Here is a 22,169-nt window from a genome sequence, read left to right as displayed (position 1 = left end):
GCGTCCGGGGGCTTGTGCTCGTACCGCCTCTGCTCAAAAATCTAACGGTCCGTCAGAAATGGTGGGAAGGGGCGCGGCATGGGGAACTTCTTGGCCGGAAAGGTGATCGCCGTCACCGGCGCCGGCCGCGGCATCGGACGGGCCGTCGCCCTGGCGGCGGCCGCCGAGGGCGCCGAGGTGGTGGTCAACGACTACGGCGTCTCCCTCCAAGGCGGCGCGCCCACCAGCGAGGTCGCCGAGGCGGTCGTCGCGGAGATCGCGGCGGCCGGCGGTACCGCCGTCGCGGTCGCCGACGACATCTCCACGATGGCCGGCGGCCAGCGGGTGGTGGACACCGCGCTCGCCGAGTACGGGCGGATCGACGGCGTGGTGTGCGTCGCCGGGATCCTCCGCGAGCGGATGCTCTTCAACATGACCGAGGAGGAGTGGGACCCGGTGGTCGCCACCCACCTCAAGGGCACCTTCACGGTGTTCCGCGCCGCGGCGGCCGTGATGCGCCGGCAGAAGTCCGGCACGCTCATCGGCTTCACCAGCGGCAACCACCAGGGCAGCGTCGCCCAGGCCAACTACGCCTCGGCCAAGGGCGGGATCATCTCCCTGGTCCGCAGCGCCGCCCTGGGCCTGCACAAATACGGGGTCACCGCCAACGCCGTCGCCCCGGTGGCCCGCACCCGGATGTCGGCCAACGTGCCGATGGAGCTCAAGGAGATCGGCGACCCGGAGGACGTGGCGGCGTTCGTCGTCTACCTGCTGAGCGAACGGGCCCGCGCCGACGGCGTCACCGGGCAGGTCTACACGGTGGCCGGACCGAAGATCGCGGTGTGGGCGCAGCCCAGGGAGCTGCGGTCCGCGTACGCCGAGGGCGGCCGGTGGACACCGGAGCGGGTCGCCGAGGTGGTCGCGGGGGCGGTCGGGACCGATCCGATGCCGCTGCTGGAGCGGGTGGGGGAGATGGCGCGGGCGGCGATGGCCGCGGAGCGGCCGAATGTTTAGCCGGACATTGTCGGCTTTCGGGCCGTGAGGGTGTTTCGTGGCGCCTGCGGCGGGGGGGCGCGGCTGCGGGGGCGCCCCACGGTGTCGGCTTTCCCGCCGTGGGGATGTTCTGTTGCGCCTGCGGCGCGGGGCCGGGATTCCGCTGCGCGGGGCTTTCGGGCCCGCCCCTCCCGTCGGGGGTGGGAAATCGGTGGGTTCGGGCTCGTGTGAGTGGGTCGGTGCAGGTGGTCGGTCTCGGTTCCGGCTTCGGTGAGGGGCGTGGGATATGCGTGGGGTGGTTTTCGACGGGGAGCAGGTGCGGGTGGTCGGGGACCTTGAGGTGCGGGGGCCGGGGGCGGGGGAGGTGCTGGTGGGGGTGCGGGCCGCCGGGTTGTGCCACAGCGATCTGTCGGTGATCGACGGGACGATTCCGTTTCCGGTGCCGGTGGTGCTGGGGCACGAGGGGGCGGGGGTGGTGGAGGCCGTCGGGGCGGGGGTGACGCATGTGGTTCCCGGGGACCATGTTGCGTTGTCGACGCTGGCGAACTGCGGGGCCTGCGCGGAGTGCGACCGGGGGCGGCCGACCATGTGCCGCAAGGCGATCGGGATGCCGGCGAAGCCGTTCCGGCGGGGCGGTGCCGAGCTGTTCGCCTTCGCCTCGAACTCGGCGTTCGCGGAACGCACCGTCGTCAAGGCGGTCCAGGCGGTCAAGATCCCCCAGGAGATACCGATGGCCTCGGCCGCGCTGATCGGGTGCGGGGTGCTGACCGGGGTGGGGGCGGTGCTGAACCGGGCGCGGGTGGACCGCGGGGACTCGGTGGTGGTGATCGGGGCCGGCGGGATCGGCCTCAACGTCCTCCAGGGCGCGCGGCTCGCGGGTGCGTCGGTGATCGTGGCGGTGGACGCCAATCCGGCGAAGGAGGCGGTGGCCCGGCAGTTCGGGGCGACGCACTTCGTGGACGCCTCGGCGGTGCCGGACGGCGTCAAGGCGGTGAAGGAGATCCTGCCGGCCGGCGCCGACCACGCCTTCGAGTGCGTGGGCAGCACCCGGCTGATCCGGCAGGCGGTCGAGCTGCTGGACCGGCACGGCCAGGCGGTGCTGCTGGGCGTCCCGCCGGCCGGCGCCGAGGCGTCCTTCCTGGTCTCGTCGATGTATCTGGACAAGGCCATCCTCGGCTGCCGCTACGGGTCGTCCCGGCCGCAGCGGGACATCGCGCTGTACGCCCGGCTGTACCGCGAAGGGCGGCTGTTGCTGGACGAGTTGGTGTCCGCGACGTACCGGATCGAGGACTTCGCCGCGGCGGCCGACGACGCGCACCACGGGCGGGTGGCGCGGGCGGTGCTGGTGTTCGGGGAGTGACCGCTGGCCCGATCCTGACGAATGCTGTCCCTCCGGCCGCTCGTTCCGGTGGGCCGGCCCCCGGAAGCTGGGGGCGTGAACCGTACACCCGTTGACCTGCCGAGACGTACCGATGCCGAGCGAGCGGCCGGGCCGCGGGCCGCCCGCCGGCGGCCGCACCGGGCCTGGTCGGTCGCCGCCGTCACCTTCCTGACCCTGATCGGCGCGGCCGGCTTCGCCTCGCTCCCGGGGCTGCTGATCGATCCGCTGCACGCGGAGTTCCACTGGTCGCGCGGGACCATCGGGCTGGCGGTCTCGGTCAACCTCGCGCTCTACGGGCTGACCGCGCCGTTCGCCGCCGCCCTGATGGACCGCTTCGGCATCCGCCGGGTGGTGGCCGCCGCGCTGACCGTGATCGCGGCCGGCGCGGGCCTGACCGTCTTCATGACGGCGAGCTGGCAACTGGTGCTGCTGTGGGGCGTCCTGGTGGGCCTGGGCAGCGGGTCGATGGCGCTGGCGTTCGCGGCGACCGTCACCCACCGGTGGTTCACCGCCCGCCGCGGCCTGGTCACCGGGATCCTCACCGCGGCCGGCGCCTCCGGCCAGCTGGTCTTCCTGCCGCTGCTGTCGCTGCTCGTCCAGCGGTACGGGTGGCGTCCGGCCGCGGTCACCGTGGCGCTGGCCGCGCTCGCCGTCGTCCCGCTGGTCTGGCTGCTGCTGCGCGACCACCCCGCGGACGTGGGGGTCACCCCGTACGGTGCCGCGGAGTTCGTGCCCAAGCCGCCGCCGCAGCGCGGGGCCGCCCGGCGGGCCGTGGGCGCGCTGCTCTCGGCGGCCCGCACCGGGCCGTTCTGGCTGCTGGCCGGCACCTTCGCGATCTGCGGCGCCACCACGAACGGCCTGGTCAAGACGCACTTCGTGCCCGCCGCGCACGACCACGGCATGCCGATGACCGCGGCCGCCTCCCTGCTCGCGGTGATCGGGGTGTTCGACATCGCCGGCACCATCGGGTCCGGCTGGCTCACCGACCGCTTCAACACCCGCCGCCTGCTGGCCGTCTACTACGGGCTGCGCGGCCTGTCCCTGCTCGTGCTGCCGCTGCTCCTGGCGGACACCGTCCACCCGCCGATGGTCTTCTTCATCGTCTTCTACGGCCTGGACTGGGTGGCCACCGTCCCGCCGACGCTGGCCCTGTGCCGCGCCCACTACGGCGACGACAGCGCCATCGTCTTCGGCTGGGTGCTCGCCGCCCACCAGGTCGGCGCCGCCCTCATCGCCTTCCTCGGCGGTCTGGCCCGGGACGCGTTCGGCACCTACGACCCGGTCTGGTACGCCTCCGGCGCGCTGTGCGCGGTGGCCGCGCTGATGGCGCTCGTCCTGCGGGACCGGGGCGCCGCCGGGCGGGGGTGAGCGGTCAGCCCTCGAACCTGCCGAACGCGCCCCGGTGGAAGAGCAGCGGCCCCTGCGCCGCGGCGGCCGGGTCGGTGCCCAGGGCCTCGACGCGGCCGACGACGATGTGGTGGTCGCCGCCGGTGTGGACGGCGTGGACGGCGCAGTCGATCCAGGCGGGGACGTCCGCCAGCCGCGGGGAGCCGGTGACCGGCGCCGGGGTGTGCCGGACGCCGGCGAACTTGTCGGCGCCGCTGACCGCGAAGGCGCGGCACAGCGCGGCCTGCCCGGCGCCCAGGACGTTGACGCAGAAGACGCCGGCCCGGGCGATCCGCGGCCAGGTCGCCGAGGTGCGGCCCGCCATGAAGACCACCAGGGGCGGGTCGAGGGAGAGCGAGGCGAAGGACTGGCAGGCGAACCCGGCCGGGCCCGCCGGACCGCCCGGCGCGGTGATGATCGTGACGCCGCTGGCGAAGTGGCCCAGCACGGCGCGGAATTCCGCGGGGTCCAGCGGGGCGCGTTCGCCGTCGCGGACGGCGCGCAGCGAGGGGCGTGCCCCGGCGGCGGGGGTGCCGGCGGCCGGGGGCGCGGCCGCGGCGAGGGCGCCCGTGGAGCGGAGGTGGCGGACGGCCGCGGCCGCCATTCCGGCGTGTCCCATCATGGCCTCATTGAAACTGATGGCCCGTCAGATAGGAAGGGGCGGGTGCCACTCACACGGGTGGTTCGGGCCGGAACGGCCGGATGAATCATGAGGGTTCGGGCAGATTGGGGCCGTGTTCCTGATTGGCTGCCGGGCGCCCGGGTACCTTCCCCCTCGGTCGCGCCGTAGCCGAGCACGGGGGAGGGTTCCGGTTCATGGCCGATGCGACACCGCCGACCGCTCGGTCGGCAGCCGGGTCCGGCGGGGCCCGGGCGGCGGCGTTCGACGAGGTGTTCTGCGGGCTGCTGCCGCGGCTCTACCGGCGGGCCGTGATGCTGGCCGGCTCGCGCCAGTCGGCGGAGGACGCGGTCCACGAGGCGTACCTCAAACTGGCCGCCCGCCCGCAGCGCTTCCTGGCCCATCCGGAACCGTACGCCTACGCCTTCACCGCCGTCCTGAGCGCCACCCGGGACGCGTACCGCAAGGAGCGGCGGCAGGTGCTGGTGGACGAGGTGGCGGACGTGGCGGACGGGGCCGGGGCGGGCGGCGGGGCGGGGCCCGGCTCGGGGGAGTGGGACGGCGGGGTGGCGCGGCGGCACGCGGAGCTGGAGGCGGTCCGGCTGCTGGGGCGGCTCTCGCACCGGCAGGCGGGCATCGTGATCCTCGTCGACCTGGACGGGTACACCCTCGACCAGGCCGCACAGATCATGAAGGTGCACCGCGGCACGGCCGCCCGGCACCGCGCCCGGGCCCTGGACAGGCTGCGCGCGTACCTCGTTGAATCGGAGCACGGACGGGCCGGGAGGTGAGCGGCACGGTGGGCGCGGGGCCACGGTACGGCGGGGACGGCGAGGCGGAGGCGCGGCTGCGGGCGGTGCTGCGGGCGGCCGACGAGGAGATCGAGACGCCCGCGGGCCTGTGGGAGCGCGTCAAGACGCCCGCACCGGCGGGGAGTTCGGGGGTGATGGTCCCCGGGGGCGGGCCCTGGCGGGCCGGGCCGGTGCGGCGGCCGTACGCCGTGGTCCTGGCGGTCGCGGCGGGGGTGGCGGTGGTGGTGCTCGGCGTGTGGTGGCTGCTGCTGCGGCCGGGCGCCGTGGACGTCCGGCCGGCCGGGCCGCCGGCGTCGGTGCCGGTCACGGTCTACAACAGCGAGGCGGCGTGCCGGACGGACCGCACCCTGGAGTGCTCGCTGCGGCTGGCCAAGGACCCGTACCGGACGTACGCGGCGCACGGGAACTCCGCGGGGCGGGTCTGGCACGGCGACGTGCTGGCGGCCCGCTGCGTGGTGACGGACGGGCAGCTGGTGCGGGACGAGCAGGGTGTGACGTCCACCCGGTGGTACCGGGTGCGCACCGGGCAGGGCGTGGCGGGGTGGCTGCCCGGGGTGCGCACCCGCAACACCCGGGAGGTGCCGGAGTGCCCGGAGGCGGGGCGGCGGTGAACGGGGGCGGCGGTCACCGCCCCCGGTAGGCGGGCCGGCGGCGGTCCGCGAAGGAGGCGAGGCCCTCCTGGGCGTCCGCCGTCGTCATGTTGATCTCCTGGGCGGCCGCCTCGGCGCCGAACGCGGTGCCGCGGTCGCCGTCGAGGGAGGCGTTGACCAGCTGCTTGGTCAGGGCCAGGGCCCGGGTGGGGCCGGCCGCCAGCCGCTCGGCCCAGGCGCCGGCGGTGGCCGCCAGCTCCGCGTCGGGCACGACCCGGTTGACCAGGCCCAGCCGGGCGGCCTCGGCGGCCGGTACGGCGTCCCCGAAGAACATCAGCTCCTTGGCGCGCTGCGGGCCGATCAGCCGCGGCAGCAGGTAGGCTCCGCCGCCGTCCGGCACCAGCCCGCGGCGCACGAACACCTCGATGAAGCGGGCCGACGCGGCGGCCAGCACCAGGTCGCAGGCGAACGCCAGGTGCGCGCCGATCCCGGCGGCGGTGCCGTTGACGGCGGCGATCACCGGTTTCTCGCAGTCCAGTACGGCGGCGATCAGGCGCTGGGCGCCGTCCCGGATCATCCGCGCGACGTCGCCGGCCACCCGGTCGCCGGTCCGCGGGGCGCCGCGCAGGTCGGCGCCGGCGCAGAAGCCCGGGCCCGTCGCGGTGAGCACCACGGCCCGCACGGCGGGGTCGGCGGAGGCGTCGGCGAACCGGCGGATCAGGTGGTCGCGCAGGTCGGGGGTGAGGGCGTTGAGGGCGTCGGGGCGGTTGAGGGTGAGCTGTGCGACGCCGTTGTCAGTGGTGTGGAGTATCAAGGAGGGGTCGGGCCGGGGGGCGGGCGCGGCGGCGGTGGCCGCCGGGTCCGGGCCGCCGGCGGTTCCGGTACGGGGGGACGGTGCGGACGTCATGGCGAAGCGGCTCCACGGGGGGCGGGACGGTACGGGAGCGCGGCGGGCGGGGCCGCCGCGGCGGTGCTCAGCGGCAGACGGCGAGGGCGTCCAGGGCGACCGCGCCCTGGCCCCGCTCCAGGACGACCAGCGGGTTGATGTCGAGTTCGGCCAGCCCGCCGTCGAGCTCCAGCGCCATCCGCTGGACCCGCAGCACGGTCTCGACCAGCGCGTCGGTGTCCGCCGGCGGCATCCCGCGGACGCCGTCCAGCAGGGCGCGGCCGCGCAGCCGCCGGAGCATGGCCCGGGCGTGCTCCTCGCCGAACGGCGGGACGCCCACCGCGACGTCCCGGAGGACCTCCACGAGCACCCCGCCCAGACCCACCGAGACGGTCGGGCCGAAGAGCGGGTCGTGGGTGACGCCGACGACCATCTCCACGCCGCGTTCGATCATCTGGCAGACCAGCACGCCGTCCAGCGGCAGGTCCTCGTAGCGGGCGATGTCGGTCAGCTCCCGGTAGGCGTCCCGGACCTGGCTCGCCGAGGTCAGACCGACCTTGACCAGTCCCAGTTCGGTCTTGTGGGCCAGTTCCGGGCCCGAGCCCTTCAGCACGACCGGATAGCCGACCTGGGCCGCCGCCCGGACGGCCGCCGCCGCGCTGGTCACCAGCTGCTCGCGCGGTACGCGGATGCCGTAGGCGCGCAGCAGCTGCTTGGCGGCGTGCTCGCTGAGCTGCCGGCCGGGCCGCAGCAGGGCCTGCGCCTTGCGGGCGGAGGGGGTGCGGACGCGCGGGGCGTCGTCGAAGGGGGAGCGGTAGGCGGCGGTGAAGCGGTGGTGGTCCAGATAGGCGCGGACGGCGGTGATGCAGTTGGCGAAGGTGCGGAAGGTCGCCACCCGGGACGAGCCGAGCAGGGTGCGGCGGTAGGCGTCCTCGGTGCCGACCGGCGAGCCCCACACCACGCACACCAGCTTGTCGGTGCGCTCCGCGGCGGCCACGAGGTCCCGCGCCAGCTTGTCGCTCATGGGCGGGAAGGGGCCGGTGATCGGGCAGATCAGCACGCCGACGGCGGGGTCGGCGAGGATCGCGTCGATGATCTTGGGGCCGCGCCAGTCGCCCACCGGGTGGCCGCCGTTGTCGATCGGGTTGGCGACGTTGAGGTAGCCCGGTATCCACTGGTGGAGTTCGGCCTGCTTGGCGTCGCCGAGGGTGGGCAGGGTCAGGCCCGCGGCGGTCGCCAGGTCGGCGAAGTGCGCCCCGGTGCCGCCGGAGATCGAATAGACCGCGACGCCCTCGGCGGTGGGCCTGCGGGCCCGGGCCAGCAGCGCCGCGGTGTCCTGCAACTCGTCCAGGCCGTCGACGCGGATCACGCCGAACTGCCGCAGTGCGGCGTCCACCACGGCGTCCGCGCCGGTGAGCTTGCCGGTGTGCGAGGCGGCGGTGCGGGCGCCGGTCTCGGTGCGGCCGACCTTGACGACGACCACCGGCACCTTGTTGCGGGCCGCGCGGTCGGCGGCGAGCAGGAAGCTCCGGCCGTCCTTGAGCCCTTCCACGTACGCGGCGATCGCGCCGACCTCGGGGCGGGAGGCGAAGTAGGAGAGGAAGTCGGCGGTCTCCAGATCGGCCTCGTTGCCGGTCGGGGCCCAGTGCGAGAGCCGGATGCCCAGTTCCTGGAGGGCGAAGACGGGCCGGCCCTGGTGGCCTGACTGGGTGATCAGGGCGATGGCCGGGCCGTCGAGGTCGGCCCGGAATGCCTCGAAGGCGTTGAGGTTGGTGTTGGGCCCGAGCAGCCGCAGGCCGGAGCCCGCGACGGCCTCGGCCAGCCGGGCCTGGGCGGCCGCCCCGTCCTCGCCGGTCTCGGCGAAGCCGGAGGCGAAGGCGACCGCGAAGGGCACCCCGGCGGCGGCGAGCTCCCCGATCACCGGCAGCGGATCGGCGACGAGCAGCACGGCGAGGTCGACGGTCTCCGGCAGCTGCGCGACGCCGGGGTGGCAGGGCAGTCCGAAGACCTGCTCGCGGCCGGGGTTGACGGGATGGAGCCGGGCGCCGACCCGCTCGGCCCAGGCGATCAGCTGGCGGGTGATGCCGGTGTTGGGGCGGCCCTCGGTGTCCGAGGCGCCGATCACGGCCACCGAGGCGGGCCGGAAGAAGCGGTCCAGGTCCGGGACCGGGGCGTGCAGCGGGCGGCCGCTGACGTCGAGGTCGGCGGCGGCCGGCCCGGCGGCCGCGCCGCCCGCCGTGCGCGGGCCGCCGCTGCCGCCGGGGTCCCCGGTGGCGTGGACGGTCGGTGGCCGGTGCTCCCCGCAGGCCACGACGCGGGCCGGCCGGGAGTGCGTGGTGAGGGTGCCGTGAGTCGATCCAAGCATCGCAGACGCCCGCTCCTGTGTGACGGCTCTCGTGGACTGCGCGCCGTACCGCGCTCAGCAGTAGCTGACGCCTTGTCAGGTTACTGAACTGACGGCTCGTCAGGAATGGGTGTGCGCGAGGTGCCCGGCAAAGCTTCCGGACGCGGCGCCCGCGCCGTGCGGGGCTCTGCGGCCCCCTTGCGCGCCGCCCGGCCGTGCGCTGAACTGACGTACCGTCAGGAAATTTCGGTGCGGACGGAGCCGTCGGACGGCGGCGGTGGGGACGGGGAGATGGCGGCGGTGCGGAAGGCGGCGGAGGCCGGCGGTGCGGCCCGGGCGGCGGCGCCGGCGGCGCGGTTCGACCTGCCGGAGGTGGACGACTTCACCCGGCCCTACTGGGCGGCGGCGGCCGAGGGGCGGCTGCTGCTGCGCCGCTGCCGGGCCGCGGGCTGCGGCGCGGTGCACCACTACCCGCGCGAGTTCTGCCCGTCCTGCTGGAGCGAGGACGTCGGCTGGGAGCCGGCGACGGGCCGCGCCACCCTCTACACGTGGTCCGTCGTGCACCGCAACGACCTCCCGCCGTTCGGTGGCCGCGTCCCGTACGTCGCCGCGGTCGTCGACCTGGCCGAGGGCCCCCGGATGATGACCGAGGTGACCGACTGCCCGGAGGCCCGCCTGCGGATCGGTATGCCGCTCACGCTGCACTTCCGCACGGAACGGCCGGCGGCCGCCGGCCCGGACGGCGGCGGCCCGGGCCCGGCTCCGGACGGCGGGTTCGCGATCCCGGTGTTCCGCCCGGCGGGGTGAGCCCGGGGGCGGCTGCCCGGGCCCCGGTCCGCCCGCGGCCCCGCGCGCCCCGCCCCGGTCCGCCTCCGGTCCGGCTCGTCCGCGGCCCGGCCGGAGACGGCCCGGCGGCCCGGCCTCCCTCACGGCCAGAGCAGCTCCCGTTCCCAACCGCCGTCCGTCCGCCGGTAGGTGAGGCGGAGGTGGCGGCGGCGGTGGTCACCCTGGAAGAACTCCACCTCGTCGGCGCGCAGGACGTACAGGGTCCAGCTCGGGGCCGGGGCGTCCGGCTCGCGCCCGGCGCGCTCCCAGGCGGCGTCCGCCGCGCGGTGCAGCTCCGCCACCGAGCCGAGCACCTCGCTCTGGCGGCCCACCAGTGCGGCGGCCAGCGCGCCGGTGGACCGGCGGTGCAGATCGGCGGCGCTCTCCTCGGGCCCGGCCGCGGTCACCGTGCCCCGCACCCGCACCTGGCGGCCGGCCGCCGCCCAGTAGAAGGCGAGCGCGGCCCGCGGCCGGGCGGCCAGGTCGCGGCCCTTGCGGCTGCCGCGGTGGGTGCCGAAGTGCCAGCCGCGCTCGTCGGCGTCGTGCAGCATCACGATGCGCACCGACGGGTCGCCGGCCGCGTCCGCGGTGGCCAGGGACATGGTGTGCGGTTCGGGAACGCCGGCCTCGGCGGCCTCGCGCAGCCACTGCCGGAAGAGCGGCAGCGGCTCGGCGGGTGCCTGCGCCGGGTCGAAGGACGGCAGCTCCCCGGTCCAGACCCGCAGGCCGCGCAGCAGGTCGCGGAAGGCCAGGGTCTCGGCGTCGGCGGCGGCCCCGGCGGTCGGCGTGCCATCGGTGCCGGCGGTGTCATCGGTGTGATCGGGCATGCCGGGGAGCGTACGCGGCGGCCCCGGGCCCGGAGTCCGGCAGCGCGCGCCCGAGGAAGCCGGTCGCCGCTACCCCCGCCCCAGGACCACCGTCCCCGAGGAGCAGAACCAGCCGCCCGTGCCGGAGGCGACGGCGAGTTCGGGCAGGCTGCCGTCCGGGCGGCGGACCTGGCGGTCCGGGCCGGCCTCGCCGCGCAGCTGCCGGACCGCCTCGACCAGCAGGAACAGCCCCCGCATCCCGGGGTGGCAGGCGGACAGCCCGCCGCCGTCGGTGTTCACCGGCAGCGCGCCGCCCCGCAGCAGCCGTCCCTGCTCCACGAACGCCCCGCCCTCCCCCTTGGCGCAGAAGCCCAGGTCCTCCAGCGTCACCAGCGTCATGTAGGTGAAGGCGTCGTAGATCTCGGCGAAGTCGATCTCCGCGGGGCGGACGCCGGCCCGTTCGAAGGCCAGGCGGCCGGAGACGGCGGCGGGGGAGACGGTGAAGTCCGGCCACTCCGCCATGGCGGAGTGCGAGACGGCGGTGCCCGCCCCGAGCACCCAGACCGGGCGCGGGGCGAGGTCGGGCACGTGGTCCTCGGCGACGAGCAGGACCGCGCAGCCGCCGTCGGAGCGGACGCAGCAGTGCAGTGCGGTGAACGGGTCGGCGATCATCGGGCCGGACAGCACCTCGTCCACCGTGATCGGCTCCCGGTACAGGGCGTCCGGGTTGGCCGCCGCGTTGGCCCGGGCCTGGACGGCTATCCGGGCCAGCTGCTCCAGGGTGGTCCCGTACTGGTGCTGGTGGCGGCGCGCGGCCATGGCGTACTTGGCGATCAGGGTGTGCCCGTAGGGGGCCTCGAACTGGAGCGGCCCCCGGGTGCCGAAGGAGAGGTTGGCGGTGCGCCGCCCGGCCTTGAGGTCGGCGCGGGCGGTGGAGCCGTAGACCAGGAGGACGGCGTCGGCGTGACCGGCCGCGATGGCGTCGGCGGCGTGCGCGGCCATCACCTCCCAGGTGGCGCCGCCCACCGAGGTGGAGTCCACCCAGGTGGGGCGCAGGCCCAAATATTCCGCGACCTCCACGGGGGCGAGCGTGCCGAGCCCGGCGGACGCGAAGCCGTCGATCACCGAGCGGTCCAGCCCGGAGTCGGCGAGCGCGCGGCGGGCGGCCTGGGCGTGCAGGGCGTAGGGGGTGGCCCCGTCCACCCGCCCGCAGTCCGACAGTGCGACCCCGGCGACGGCGACCTTCCGGCGGCGGAGGGGGGACCCTGCTGACGTCAGCCTCATGAATCTGACGGTACATCAGATACAGGCGGGCGGGCAGGGGTGGGAGGGCTGCGGCGGCAACCCTCCGGCTCTAGGAAAGTGGTTGCCCCGTCCCTATGATGACGGGCCGTCAGATCGGGCGCCGTCCGGGCGGACGGCGTCGCCGCACGGCCGGGAGGAGCCCGCCGATGGATGCCGCGTTCACCGAGGAGCAGGACGAGATCCGCCGCCCGCTGCGCGCACTGCTGGGCCGGTACGGCGGCCCGGACGGGGGCGGGGCGGCCCCGGGCGGCCCCGACGGGTACGACCGGGCGCGGTGGCGGCGGCTCGCCGCGGCGGCCTGCCTGCCCGGCCTGGCCCTGCCCGCCGCGTACGGCGGGGCCGGCCGCGGGACCGCCGGACTCGCGGCGGCCTGCGAGGAGACCGGCCGCGCCGGACTGCCCAGCCCGCTGATCGGCACCGCCGCGCTGGCCGCCCCGCTGCTTCTCGCGCTGGGCGGGGAGGAGCGGCGCACCGCCCTGCTGCCGGCCCTGGCCGCCGGGGAGCTGACCGCCACGCTGGCCGTCCCCGGCGGGCGGCTGGCCACCGCGCTGGCGCTGACCGGGGCCGGCGGCGGCGACTGGGCCGGCGGCGGCCGCGCCGGGGGCATCCAGGCCCGGTGGTCGCCGGCGGACGGCACCCAGGGGGCGGCGGGGGACTGGCGGCTCTACGGGGAGGCCGACCAGGTCCTCGACGGTCACACCGCGGACGTCCTGGTGGTCGCCGCGCACACCGGCGGGTTCGCACGCGGCCGGACCCTGCTCTTCGCCGTACGGGCGGCCGGCCCGGACGGTGCGGCACCCCCCGGGCTGCGGCGGGGCCGCCAGGACGCGGCGGACGGGACCAGGCCGCAGGCCCGGGTGGAACTCCGGGACGTCCCGGCCGAGTTGCTGGGCGAGGCGCCCGCGGACGGGGACCGGGCGGCGGCCGCGGTGGCCGCGGCGCTGGCCGCCACCGGGGCGACGGCGGCCGCCTGCCTGGCGGCGGAGGCGGCCGGTACGGCCGGCGCGCTGCTGTCCCGTACGGCCGGCCGGCTGCGCGCGCACCTGGCGGACGGCGGCCCGGCCGGCGCCCCCCAGGGCCTGCGGCACCGGCTCGCCGAGCTGTACGGGGCGGTGCAGGCGGCCCGTACGGCGGCGCACCACGCGGCCCGGGCGGCGGACGGCGCCGGCCCGGGGGAGCCGCCGGTGCCCGGTGCGGGCGCGCTGGCGCTGGCCCAGGCGCTCGCGGCGCTGCGCGCGGTGGCCGCCGAGGCGGTGCAGCTGCCGGGCGGGCCGGGCGCCGGCGGGGACCGCGCCGCGCGGCGGGCCTTCTCCCGGGCCGCCGGCGACGAACTGCTGCTCGGGCCGGTGCACGCGCTGCGCGCCGGGGCCGCGGACCGGGCGGGCCTCTTCGGGCCCGGCGGGGAGCCGGCGGGAGCGCCCGGCGCGGGCGGCCCCGCGGGCCCGGTGGCGCGAGCGGCGGTCGGTGCCTGATGGACCGCCGCGCCCACCTGGTGCAGAAGCTCTCCGCGACCCGTACGTTCGCGCGCATCGCCCCGCACGTCATCCCCCCGCTGGACCGCGCCGTCCACCGGCTCAGCGGCGGCAGGTCCCTGCTGAGCACCCGGATGCTGCCCGGTGTCGTGCTGACCGCGACCGGGGCGCGCAGCGGGCTGCCGCGGCGCACGCCGCTGGCGTGCCTGCCGCAGGAGGACGGCGGCTGGCTGCTGATCGGCAGCAACTTCGGCCGCCCGGGGCACCCGGCGTGGACCGGCAACCTCCTCAAGACGCCGGAGGCGGAGGTGAATTGGCGCGGCCGGGACATCCCGGTGCGGGCGCGGCTGCTGACCGGTGAGGAACGGGCGCGGGCCTGGCGGGCGGCCCTGGACTTCTGGCCGCCGTACGCCGCCTATCAGGCGCGGGTGGAACGGGAGATCCGGCTGTTCCGGCTGGACCGGCGCTGACCACCGGGCCACGGGCCGGGCGCGGGCCTCCGGGCCACGGGCCGGGCGCGGGCCGGTCGCGCCCCGGGGGCGCCGGAACGCGCGCAGCGGGTGCCGTACGGCCCCGTCGGGGCGGCGGGCACCGGCTGCGAGGCGTTGCGGCTATGGCAGGACAATCACAGGACGAACGATTCCCGGGGCGGACCGGGGCGGCGGCGGCAGGGGCGGCCGTGAGGCGGCCGGCGGACCGGCGGCACCATCGGCGCCGGACGCGGGCGCGCTACTTGGTGGGCTTCTTGCCGGTGATGCCGTAGTGGACCAGCAGGGCCAGATTCGGCTTGAGGTCGGCCTGCTTGACGCCCCAGCTCTGGAAGCCCTTCTGGTGGCCGGCGACCGCCGCCAGCATCGCCACGAGGGAACCGGCCATGGCCGCGGCGCTGACGTCCTTGTCGACCTTGTTCTTGGCCTGGAGTTCCTGGATGGACTCGGTAAGGGAGTTGGTGACCGCGTTGAGGATCTTCATGCGGATCTTGTAGAACCGCTTGTCGCCCTCGGCGGCGCCCAGGTCAACGACGCGCAGGATCGCGTCGTGCCGGCGCCAGAAGGACAGGAAGCCGTCGACCAGCTCCTCGGCGGCCTGCCAGGCGGACTTGCCCACCCAGGAACGTCCGGCGACAAGATCGGTCAGGCTCGCGCCCTCTTTCGCCATCTCCTCGGCGATTTCCAGAACCGCGCCTTCGACATCCGGGAAGTACTGATAGAACGTCGCGGGTGAAGTGCCCGCTTTTCGGGCCACATCGATGACTTTGACGTCCCGATAGGGGGACGAACTGAGCATTTCACTGAGGCAGTCGAGAAGCTTTTGCCGCGTCGCCTGTCCGCGGCGGCCGGCAACTCTGCCGTCGACGGTTCGAACTTGTCCTGTCATGCCGTCAGCTTACCGAGGGGTGATCGGAGCGCGATTTGGCTGCCTGCAAATGGGGACGCGGGAGTTCGGGCCCGCCGACGCCCCCGACCGCCCTGGCCGCGGGCCCGGTCGCCGCCGGAAGCGGGCCCGCCGCCATTGGTCCGATCCGGTGAATGCTGTTATCAACAGGCTGTGGACAACTCCCTGGACAACCCCGGTGGACAGCTGCCGGGTGCGGCGCCGCGGACGCCCGGCGGGGGCGGCCCGGGACGCCGCGCGCCGCCCGCGGCGCCGTGGCCGCGAAATCGCCGCGCACGGAGCAGAATTGATCCACTCGCGCGCGGGGCGGGGTGCCGGCCCGGACGGGGGTGGGGGATGAGCGGGCAAACGCGGAGGGCGAGGGAATGGATTCGGCCACCGGTCGACGGGTCTCCGGTGGGGCGCCACGGGCCCGCGGAGCGGCCGTTATGCACCGGCTGCGCACCGGCAGACGCGGAATCCATCCGTCCAGATGGGGCGATGAGCGGCGGAAATTCGGCGAGCATCGGCCGAAGGCGAGGTGCGACCGGCCGGTAACCCGTCGGCAATCGCCCGACCCCGGACGTATCGGCGCACGTCAGGGCGGGGTGGAATACGCCGGGTAATGGCCTTGTTGCGTACGGCAGGGGGAGTGTCGTGACACGGCCGACAGGCCCCGGGTTCGCAACCGTCGGCCCGGCCAGGAAGAATCAGGGTGCGTACGGCCGTTTCGGCCAGGCGGTGAGACGCTGCGCAGGGGCAGTGGCTCTCGGCGGCTCGTGGCTCTTGAGGGTCTCGTTTTACGCCCCACGGGGAGGTGGCAGGCAAGTGGTGGAGCAGCTGACGCAGCACGATCCCCGGCGGATCGGCCCGTTCGAGGTCCTCGGCCGTCTCGGGGCCGGCGGCATGGGCCTGGTCTATCTGGCGCGCTCGGCGTCCGGCCGGCGCGTGGCGATCAAGACCGTCCGGTCCGAACTCGCCGAGGACCAGCTGTTCCGGGTCCGCTTCACCCGCGAGGTGGAGGCGGCCCGCGCGGTCAGCGGCTTCTACACCGCCGCGGTGGTCGACGCCGACCCCAGGGCCGCGGTGCCCTGGCTGGCGACGGCGTACGTCCCCGCGCCCTCCCTGGAGGAGATAGTCAATGAGTGCGGGCCGCTGCCGGTCCAGGCGGTGCGCTGGCTGGCCGCCGGTATCGCCGAGGCGCTCCAGTCCATCCACGGCGCCGGCCTGGTGCACCGCGACCTGAAGCCGTCGAACGTCCTGGTCGTCGAGGACGGCCCGCGGGTGATCGACTTCGGTATCGCCTCCGGGGTGTCCAACACCCGCCTGACGATGACCAACGTCGCCGTCGGCACCCCGGCGTACATGTCGCCCGAGCAGGCCCGCGACTCCCGCAGCGTCACCGGCGCCAGCGACGTCTTCTCGCTCGGCTCCACGCTGGTCTTCGCCGCCACCGGGCACGCCCCCTTCCACGGCGCCAACCCCGTCGAGACGGTCTTCATGCTGCTCCGGGAGGGCCCCGACCTGGCCGGGCTGCCGGAGGAGCTGCGGCCGCTCATGGAGTCCTGCATGCAGATGGAGGCGGCCCAGCGGCCGTCCCCGGCCGATCTCCAGTCCGAGCTGGCCCCGCACCTCTTCAGCTCCGGCAGCGACGACAGCGGCACCGCCTCGGCGTGGCTGCCGCCCGGTGCCGTGGCGCTGATCGAGCGGCGGCGCGGCGGCGGCCGGGGCGCCGCCCCGCAGACCACCCCGCGCCCCGCGGCCGCGCCCCGCCCGGAGCCGGCCGCCGTGCCGCCCATGCCGCCGGCCCCGCCGCCGCAGTCCGCGCCCGCCGACGGCTGGCCCGGCCGGGTCGGCGCCGGCCCCGGTGCGCACCGCCCGGCCGACCCGCGGAGCGGCGCGCCCGCCCCGGTGGGCTCCTCCGCACTGCCCGCCGCCCCGCCCGCCCCCGACGGCGCCGCCGGTCCGGTGCGGCTCGGCGGTTCGCCCGCCCCCATAGGGCCCGGGCCGCGCGCCGCCGAGGCGCCGCAGCCGCGCGGCCAGGCCGCCCCGGCCACCAACTGGGTCCGGCCCCCCGGCGGCGCCCCGGCGGCCGGGGTGCCGCCGCAGGGCGCGCCCGCCGGCCAGGCCGACGCCGCGCCGGCCCCCGAGGCGCCGGCCGCCGAGCCGGGCCGCTGGCGCCCCTGGCGGTTCCGGATGTCGAACGACGTCTGGGGCACCCCGGTGGTCGCCGGCGACCTGCTCTACGTCACCTCGTTCGAGGTGCACGCGCTCGATGTGGCCAGCGGGCGGCGGAAGTTCAAGACCCGCGACGTGGCCTGGGCGATGGCGGTCGCCGACGGCCGGATCCACGCCTCCGACGGCCCGACCCTCTACGCCCTGGGCGCCGAGGACGGCGGCGAGCGCTGGCGGCTGGGCAGCGAGGGCTGGATCTACGCCCTGACCGCCGGCCACGGCACGGTCGTCACCGCCACCCGGGGCGGCGGCGTGCAGGCGTGGGAGGCGGCCACCGGCGAGCTGCGGTGGGAGCTGGCCGGCGCCCAGACCGACTTCGAGAACGCCGAGGCCGCGCCGGTGCTCCACGAGGGCACGGTCTACGTCTGGGCCGACGCCCGGCTCACGGCACTGGACGCCCGCTCCGGCGCCGAGCGCTGGTCCTACCCGGTGGGTGACGCGGCGTCCTGCGGCGGCGTCCCGGTGCGGCTGCTGCCGGCGCCCGACGGCGCGGTGTACGTGGTCGCCGGCACCCGGGTGCTGGCGCTGGACGCCGCGCGCGGCGACGTCCGCTGGCACTTCGAGGCGCCCGCGGTCTTCCTGAGCCCGCCCGCCTTCGCGCCCGGCCCCGCGGTCACCGGCGGCGGCCTCTACCTCGCCGACTATCTGGGCACGGTCTACGCCCTGGACGCCGCGGACGGCCGGGACCGCTGGCGGATCGCCACCGAGGCCCGGCAGTCCACCGAACCGGTCCTGGTCGCGCACGGCGCCGTCCACCTGGGCAGCGGCAAGGCCCTCTACACCCTCGACGCGGTGACCGGCACCCCGCGCTGGCGCTTCCAGGCGGGCGCCGAGGTCGTCGGCTCCCCGGTCGTCGCCGAGGGCCGGGTGCACTTCGGGTCGGCCGACCACTGCCTCTACACCCTCGACGCGATGGGCGGGCAGCTGCGCTGGAAGCTGGCCACCGGCGGCGAGATCACCGGTTCGCCGGTGGCGGTCGGCGGCGTGGTCTACGCCTGCAGCAAGGACCGCTGCGTGTACGCGCTGGACGCGGCCAAGGGGACGGGGCTGGCGCGGCGCCCGTAGCCGCGTCAGCCGCGGTCCGGGCCGGGCCCGTCCGGCGGCCGGTCCGGACCCTCCGGCCCCTCGGGGCGGCCGCCCGGGGCCCGGTCGCCGCCCGCCGCGCCGCCCGGCTGCCGCTGCTCGCGGCCCCAGTCCACCGGCCGGGTAGGCGGCTGCTGCTGCCAGGTGGTCCGGGTGGGGGCCGAGGCGCGCGGGCCGGAATGCCCCTCGGGGGCGGGCGGGTGGTCCGGGGCCCAGGGCCCGGGCGGCGGGTGCGGTGCGCGCTCGTCCCGCTCGTCGTCCTCGTGCGCGGGCACCCGGCGCGGGCGGCCGCGCATCACCAGCGCACCCAGGATCAGCAGGGCGCCGCCGCCGAGCGCGTTGGCCGCGCCGACGCCCAGTCCGTGGGCGCCGGCGGTCAGTTCACCGGCGCTCTGCCCCTGGCGGACCATCCACAGGATGGTGAAGCCGAGGACCACCAGCCCGGCGAGGGTGATCAGCAGCCGGGACCGCAGCACCACCCCGACCAGGGTCAGCAGTCCGGCGAAGGCCATCGGGAGCAGCAGGGAGCCGAAGAGCGTGGCGCCGTTGCCGGTGAGGCCGCCGAAGAGGTCCTCGATCCGGATGTCGCTGCCCTGACGGCCGTCGTACCAGGGACGGAAGGGGCTCCAGACGGCGGCCGCCGCTCCGATGAGGGCGATCAGGGACCCGAGAACGTTGCGCACCACGGCGTCGCCTCGCTTCGCTCGTTCCGTCGTCCTCCGGGACCGACGCTACGCCTGCCCGTCCACCGCCGCGAGACGGGTGCGGCCGGATGCGTACGGCCCCCGGCCGGTGCCCGCCCTGGCTGTCGGCGGGTCTTGCTAGGGTGCCGTGCACGCGTCAACCCTGGGGGTTCGGCGGGTTCGGCAGCAGCAACGGGGGATGGTCGAGGCAGATGGATCAGCGCACGCGTACGGGCACGTCCGGCGGGGGCACGGGGCGCCGCGCCCGCAGGGGGAGCACCGCGGGCCTCGCGGTCGGGCTGGCGGCGGTCACCCTCGCCGCGGTGGGCGGCTGCGCCTTCCCCAGCCCCCGGCCCCATGTGACGATGCCGAGCAACTGGCCCAGCCCGTCGGCCTCGTCGTCCGGCTACGACCCGTACCACCCGACGCCCTCGTACACGCCGGGCTACGACAGCTACTCGCCGTCGCCGTCCCCGACGGAGGAGACCTTCGATCCGGACGGGCGGTCGGACGTGCGCGGCAGCGGCTGCGACTTCTCCGCGTCGCTGCGCCGGTTCACCTACACCCTCTCGATCACCAACCCGTCCACGACCAGTACGTACTCCTACGACATGCGGATCGACTGGATGAAGGACAAGCCGGCGGACGGCACGACGTACGGGGTCCACGAGCGCAGCGTCGTGGTGGCGCCGGGCGCGACCGAGACCTACACGGCCACGTACACGCTGAACCAGGCGTCGTGGCAGGCGTTCTGGTACACCTGCCAGATCACGCGGGCGCACAAGACCAAGATGTGACGCGGTGCCGGGGCCGGGGCCGGGGCCGGGCGGCCGGGCGGCACCGGCCCGGCGGTCACCTGACGGGTGGCGGGTCCTGGCCGGGGCCGCCGCGGTCGCGGGCGGCGAAGAGGGCGGCCTGGCGGTCCGGCGGGAGGCTGCCGAGCGCGATCAGCTGCGGGGCGTGCGCCAGCGCCTGGGTCCTGGCCGCCTCCTTCGCGGCCCACAGGGCGCGGACGGTGCCCTGGACGGCCTCGGTGGGCTGGGCGGCGAGGACCGCGGCGCGGCGCAGCGCGGTGGCGGCCGCGGCGCCGGGCGCGGTCAGTTCGGAGACCAGCCCGGTCGCGTACGCCCGGCGGGCGCCGAGCCGTTCGGCGGTGCCCATCAGGGCGAGCCGGGCGATCTCCCCGTAGGGCATCCGCTGGGCCATCAGGACCGACTCGTAGGCGCTGACCATGCCGTAGGTGGTGTGCGGGTCGAAGAAGGTGGCGTCCTCGGCGGCGATGATGAACTCCGCCTCGCCCAGCAGGTAGAAGGCGCCGCCGCAGGCCATCCCCTCGACCGCGGCGAGCACCGGTTTCCACAGGTCGTTGGCCTTGGGGCCGATCCGCAGCAGCGGGTCGTCCAGGGAGAACGGGGAGGCGGGCTGGGGGACCTCGGCGGCGCGGTCGATGCCGGTGCAGAAGGCGCGGCCGCCGGCGCCGGTGAGCACCGCGGCCCGTACGGTGCCGTCGGAGCGGAACTCCCGCCACAGGGCGGAGAGTTCGGCGGCGGTGGCGAGGTCGAGGGCGTTGTGCCGGGCCGGCCGGTCGAGGGTGACCAGGGCGACCCCGTCGGTGATCTCGGTGCGGACCCCGGGGGCGGTCACGGCCGCTCCAGCATCCAGCGGGGGACGGTCGGGCCGCCGGGCGGGGTGGGGAAGACCGCCTTCACCGGGGCGCCGATGCGCAGCCGGGCCGGGTCGACGGAGTTCAGGGCGGCGTCCGGGGCGGCGACGAGGTTGCCCACCAGGCGGATCCGCGGGGCCTCGGCCAGCTCCACGACGATCGCGTTGTAGGGGGCCAGGGCGGCGTAGGCGGGCAGCAGCGGCGGGTGCGCGAGGACGTACGACCAGATCCGGCCGCGGCCGCTCATCCGCTGCCAGCGGGCGCCGAACGACTGGCAGTGCGGGCAGCAGGGGCGGGGCGGGAAGCGCGGTTCGTCGCAGTCGGCGCAGGTCTGGACGCGGAGTTCGCCGCGGGCGGCGTACTCCCAGAAGGGCGCGCCGTCGTCGTCGGGGACGGGGAGCAGCAGGCCGGCGGCGGGGTCGGGGGGAGTGTCAGTGTCGGGTGGCAGGCTTGTGGTCATGGAATCACGGACGGTTACGGAAGGGTCCGCCGGGCCGGTCGCCGGGCCGGTGGGCCGGGAGTGGTCTGCGCGCATCCGGTATCAGCTCCTCAGCAGCAGTGCGGAGGTGGGCACGCCCTCGCCCGCGGTGACGAGGCAGGTGGCGGCGCCCGGGACCTGCGCGGTGCTGGTCCCGCGCAGCTGCCGGACGCCCTCGATGATCAGGTTGAAGCCGTGGACGTACGCCTCGGAGAGGCCGCCGCCGCCGGTGTTGAGGGGGAGCCGCCCGCCGATCTCCAGGGCGCCGCCCTCGGTGAAGGCGGCGCCCTCACCGCGTCCGCAGAAGCCGTAGCCCTCCAGCGAGAGGGGTATGAGGGGGGTGAACGCGTCATAGATCTGTGCCACGTCGACGTCCTGCGGGCCGAGGTCGGAGCCCTTCCACAGGTGCCGGGCGGCGGTCCAGGCCGGGCCGCTGAGCGGGTCGTCGTTCCAGTAGTTGACCATGCCGTGGTGCTGGGCGGGCAGGCCCTGCGCGGCCGCGTGGACGTAGACGGGCCGGCGCCGGCAGTCGCGGGCGCGCGCGGCCGAGACCACCACGCAGGCCAGGGCGCCGTCGGTCTCCAGGCAGTTGTCGAAGAGGCAGAGCGGTTCGCTGATCCAGCGCGCGGTCATGTACATCTCGCGGGTCAGCGGGCGGTCGTACATCATCGCGGCCGGGTTCTGGTTGGCGCGGTTGCGGCAGGCCAGGGCGACGTTGAAGAAGTGGTCGCGGGTGGCGCCGTATTCGTGCATGTAGCGCCGGGCCAGCATGCCGATCTCGTCGGCGGGGCGCAGGAGGCCGAAGGGCCGGGTCCACTGCGCCGGGGTGGGCAGCTGGACGCGGGTGCTGGTCCACGGCCGGGGCCCGGAGCCGCGTTTGCGGGACCGCCAGGCGACGCCCACGCTCGCCTGCCCGGTGGCGATGGCGGCGGCCAGGTGCCCCACCGTCGCGCACGAACCGCCGCCGCCGAAGCCGACCCTGGAGAAGTGCGTGACGTCGCCGGCGCCGATGGACTTGGCGATCTCGACCTCGTCGGTCTCCTCCATGGTGTAGGAGGCGAAGGCGTCCACCTCCGAGGGGGCGATCCCGGCGTCGTCCAGGGCCGCGATGATCGCCCGGCAGGCCAGTGCCTTCTCGGACTCCGGGAGCCGTTTGGCGAACGGCGTCTGCCCGATGCCGACGATCGCCGTAGCGTCCTTCAGGGTCGCCCCCATGGCCACCTCCGTGCTCGGCCGTCACTGCTGACAGCGGAGG

20 protein-coding genes are annotated in these 22,169 nt (G+C 76.1%); 10 read left to right on the top strand and 10 right to left on the bottom strand.

Annotated features, from left to right (window positions below; translation table 11 throughout):
• Window positions 1–78: 78 nt before the first annotated feature.
• The 3 genes from MUU72_RS24820 (at window position 79) to MUU72_RS24810 (ending at window position 3,721) form a co-directional block, all read left to right on the top strand.
• On the top strand, window positions 79–993 hold the full coding sequence (locus MUU72_RS24820) for an SDR family oxidoreductase (protein ID WP_248015607.1): 915 nt from the start codon (window positions 79–81) through the stop codon (window positions 991–993).
• Between the two features lie 265 nt (window positions 994–1,258).
• Window positions 1,259–2,332 (top strand): Zn-dependent alcohol dehydrogenase, encoded by a 1,074-nt coding sequence (locus tag MUU72_RS24815; protein WP_248015606.1) that lies wholly within the window; start codon window positions 1,259–1,261, stop codon window positions 2,330–2,332.
• Between the two features lie 96 nt (window positions 2,333–2,428).
• A complete protein-coding gene (locus MUU72_RS24810) occupies window positions 2,429–3,721 on the top strand; it encodes an MFS transporter (RefSeq protein ID WP_248015641.1) in 1,293 nt (430 codons plus the stop codon).
• A 4-nt stretch (window positions 3,722–3,725) separates the two neighbouring features.
• On the opposite strand, the gene MUU72_RS24805 is transcribed toward MUU72_RS24810, so the two are convergent.
• Complete coding sequence (locus tag MUU72_RS24805) at window positions 3,726–4,343, bottom strand: flavin reductase family protein (RefSeq protein ID WP_248015640.1); 618 nt, start codon at window positions 4,341–4,343, stop codon at window positions 3,726–3,728.
• A 212-nt stretch (window positions 4,344–4,555) separates the two neighbouring features.
• Here MUU72_RS24805 and MUU72_RS24800 point away from each other — a divergent pair, with 212 nt between their 5' ends.
• Both MUU72_RS24800 and MUU72_RS24795 read left to right on the top strand, forming a co-directional pair.
• Window positions 4,556–5,149 carry an RNA polymerase sigma factor gene (locus tag MUU72_RS24800; RefSeq protein ID WP_248015605.1) on the top strand — a complete coding sequence of 198 codons (594 nt, stop codon included), beginning with the start codon at window positions 4,556–4,558 and terminating at the stop codon, window positions 5,147–5,149.
• Window positions 5,150–5,157: 8 nt separating this feature from the next.
• Window positions 5,158–5,781, top strand: a complete 624-nt coding sequence (locus tag MUU72_RS24795; RefSeq protein ID WP_248015604.1) for a hypothetical protein — start codon at window positions 5,158–5,160, stop codon at window positions 5,779–5,781.
• A 13-nt stretch (window positions 5,782–5,794) separates the two neighbouring features.
• On the opposite strand, the gene MUU72_RS24790 is transcribed toward MUU72_RS24795, so the two are convergent.
• Together MUU72_RS24790 and MUU72_RS24785 are read right to left on the bottom strand one after the other, a co-directional pair.
• A complete protein-coding gene (locus MUU72_RS24790) occupies window positions 5,795–6,667 on the bottom strand; it encodes an enoyl-CoA hydratase/isomerase family protein (protein WP_248015603.1) in 873 nt (290 codons plus the stop codon).
• Window positions 6,668–6,734: 67 nt separating this feature from the next.
• Complete coding sequence (locus MUU72_RS24785) at window positions 6,735–9,011, bottom strand: acetate--CoA ligase family protein (RefSeq protein ID WP_248015602.1); 2,277 nt, start codon at window positions 9,009–9,011, stop codon at window positions 6,735–6,737.
• Window positions 9,012–9,281: 270 nt separating this feature from the next.
• Here MUU72_RS24785 and MUU72_RS24780 point away from each other — a divergent pair, with 270 nt between their 5' ends.
• Window positions 9,282–9,797, top strand: coding sequence for a Zn-ribbon domain-containing OB-fold protein (locus MUU72_RS24780; protein WP_248015639.1), 516 nt, complete (start codon window positions 9,282–9,284; stop codon window positions 9,795–9,797).
• 119 nt (window positions 9,798–9,916) lie between these two features.
• Here the strand turns inward: MUU72_RS24780 and MUU72_RS24775 are convergent, their stop codons facing one another.
• Window positions 9,917–10,642, bottom strand: coding sequence for a pyridoxine/pyridoxamine 5'-phosphate oxidase (locus tag MUU72_RS24775; protein WP_248015601.1), 726 nt, complete (start codon window positions 10,640–10,642; stop codon window positions 9,917–9,919).
• Between the two features lie 69 nt (window positions 10,643–10,711).
• On the bottom strand, window positions 10,712–11,905 hold the full coding sequence (locus MUU72_RS24770) for a thiolase C-terminal domain-containing protein (protein WP_248015600.1): 1,194 nt from the start codon (window positions 11,903–11,905) through the stop codon (window positions 10,712–10,714).
• Window positions 11,906–12,072: 167 nt separating this feature from the next.
• Here MUU72_RS24770 and MUU72_RS24765 point away from each other — a divergent pair, with 167 nt between their 5' ends.
• Together MUU72_RS24765 and MUU72_RS24760 are read left to right on the top strand one after the other, a co-directional pair.
• Entirely contained in the window at window positions 12,073–13,398 is a 1,326-nt protein-coding gene (locus MUU72_RS24765; protein ID WP_248015599.1) for an acyl-CoA dehydrogenase family protein, read from the top strand.
• Window positions 13,398–13,868, top strand: a complete 471-nt coding sequence (locus MUU72_RS24760; RefSeq protein WP_248015598.1) for a nitroreductase family deazaflavin-dependent oxidoreductase — start codon at window positions 13,398–13,400, stop codon at window positions 13,866–13,868. The genes MUU72_RS24765 and MUU72_RS24760 overlap by 1 nt, the downstream gene beginning before the upstream one ends.
• Window positions 13,869–14,127: 259 nt before the next feature.
• Here MUU72_RS24760 and MUU72_RS24755 read toward each other — a convergent pair whose 3' ends face one another.
• A complete protein-coding gene (locus tag MUU72_RS24755) occupies window positions 14,128–14,775 on the bottom strand; it encodes a TetR family transcriptional regulator (RefSeq protein WP_248015597.1) in 648 nt (215 codons plus the stop codon).
• An 825-nt stretch (window positions 14,776–15,600) separates the two neighbouring features.
• On the opposite strand from MUU72_RS24755, the gene afsK reads away from it, so the two are divergent.
• Window positions 15,601–18,072, top strand: coding sequence for a protein serine/threonine kinase AfsK (gene afsK / locus MUU72_RS24750; protein WP_248015596.1), 2,472 nt, complete (start codon window positions 15,601–15,603; stop codon window positions 18,070–18,072).
• A 5-nt stretch (window positions 18,073–18,077) separates the two neighbouring features.
• On the opposite strand, the gene MUU72_RS24745 is transcribed toward afsK, so the two are convergent.
• Window positions 18,078–18,776, bottom strand: a complete 699-nt coding sequence (locus MUU72_RS24745; RefSeq protein ID WP_248015595.1) for a hypothetical protein — start codon at window positions 18,774–18,776, stop codon at window positions 18,078–18,080.
• A gap of 209 nt (window positions 18,777–18,985) precedes the next feature.
• Here MUU72_RS24745 and MUU72_RS24740 point away from each other — a divergent pair, with 209 nt between their 5' ends.
• A complete protein-coding gene (locus tag MUU72_RS24740) occupies window positions 18,986–19,570 on the top strand; it encodes a hypothetical protein (protein WP_248015594.1) in 585 nt (194 codons plus the stop codon).
• Between the two features lie 55 nt (window positions 19,571–19,625).
• Here MUU72_RS24740 and MUU72_RS24735 read toward each other — a convergent pair whose 3' ends face one another.
• The 3 genes from MUU72_RS24735 to MUU72_RS24725 form a co-directional block, all read right to left on the bottom strand.
• The gene (locus MUU72_RS24735; RefSeq protein ID WP_248015593.1) at window positions 19,626–20,417 is read right to left on the bottom strand and encodes an enoyl-CoA hydratase/isomerase family protein; all 792 of its coding nucleotides are present in this window, start codon (window positions 20,415–20,417) and stop codon (window positions 19,626–19,628) included.
• On the bottom strand, window positions 20,414–20,896 hold the full coding sequence (locus MUU72_RS24730; protein WP_248015592.1) for a Zn-ribbon domain-containing OB-fold protein: 483 nt from the start codon (window positions 20,894–20,896) through the stop codon (window positions 20,414–20,416). The genes MUU72_RS24735 and MUU72_RS24730 overlap by 4 nt, the downstream gene beginning before the upstream one ends.
• A gap of 81 nt (window positions 20,897–20,977) precedes the next feature.
• A complete protein-coding gene (locus tag MUU72_RS24725; protein ID WP_248015591.1) occupies window positions 20,978–22,129 on the bottom strand; it encodes a lipid-transfer protein in 1,152 nt (383 codons plus the stop codon).
• Between the last annotated feature and the right edge of the window lie 40 nt (window positions 22,130–22,169).

Source organism: Streptomyces rhizoryzae (assembly GCF_023155275.1).
Taxonomy (GTDB): Bacteria; Actinomycetota; Actinomycetes; order Streptomycetales; family Streptomycetaceae; genus Streptomyces; species Streptomyces rhizoryzae.
The sequence above is the reverse complement of the archived record's forward strand: the minus strand, read 5'-3'. Positions and strand labels throughout refer to the sequence as shown.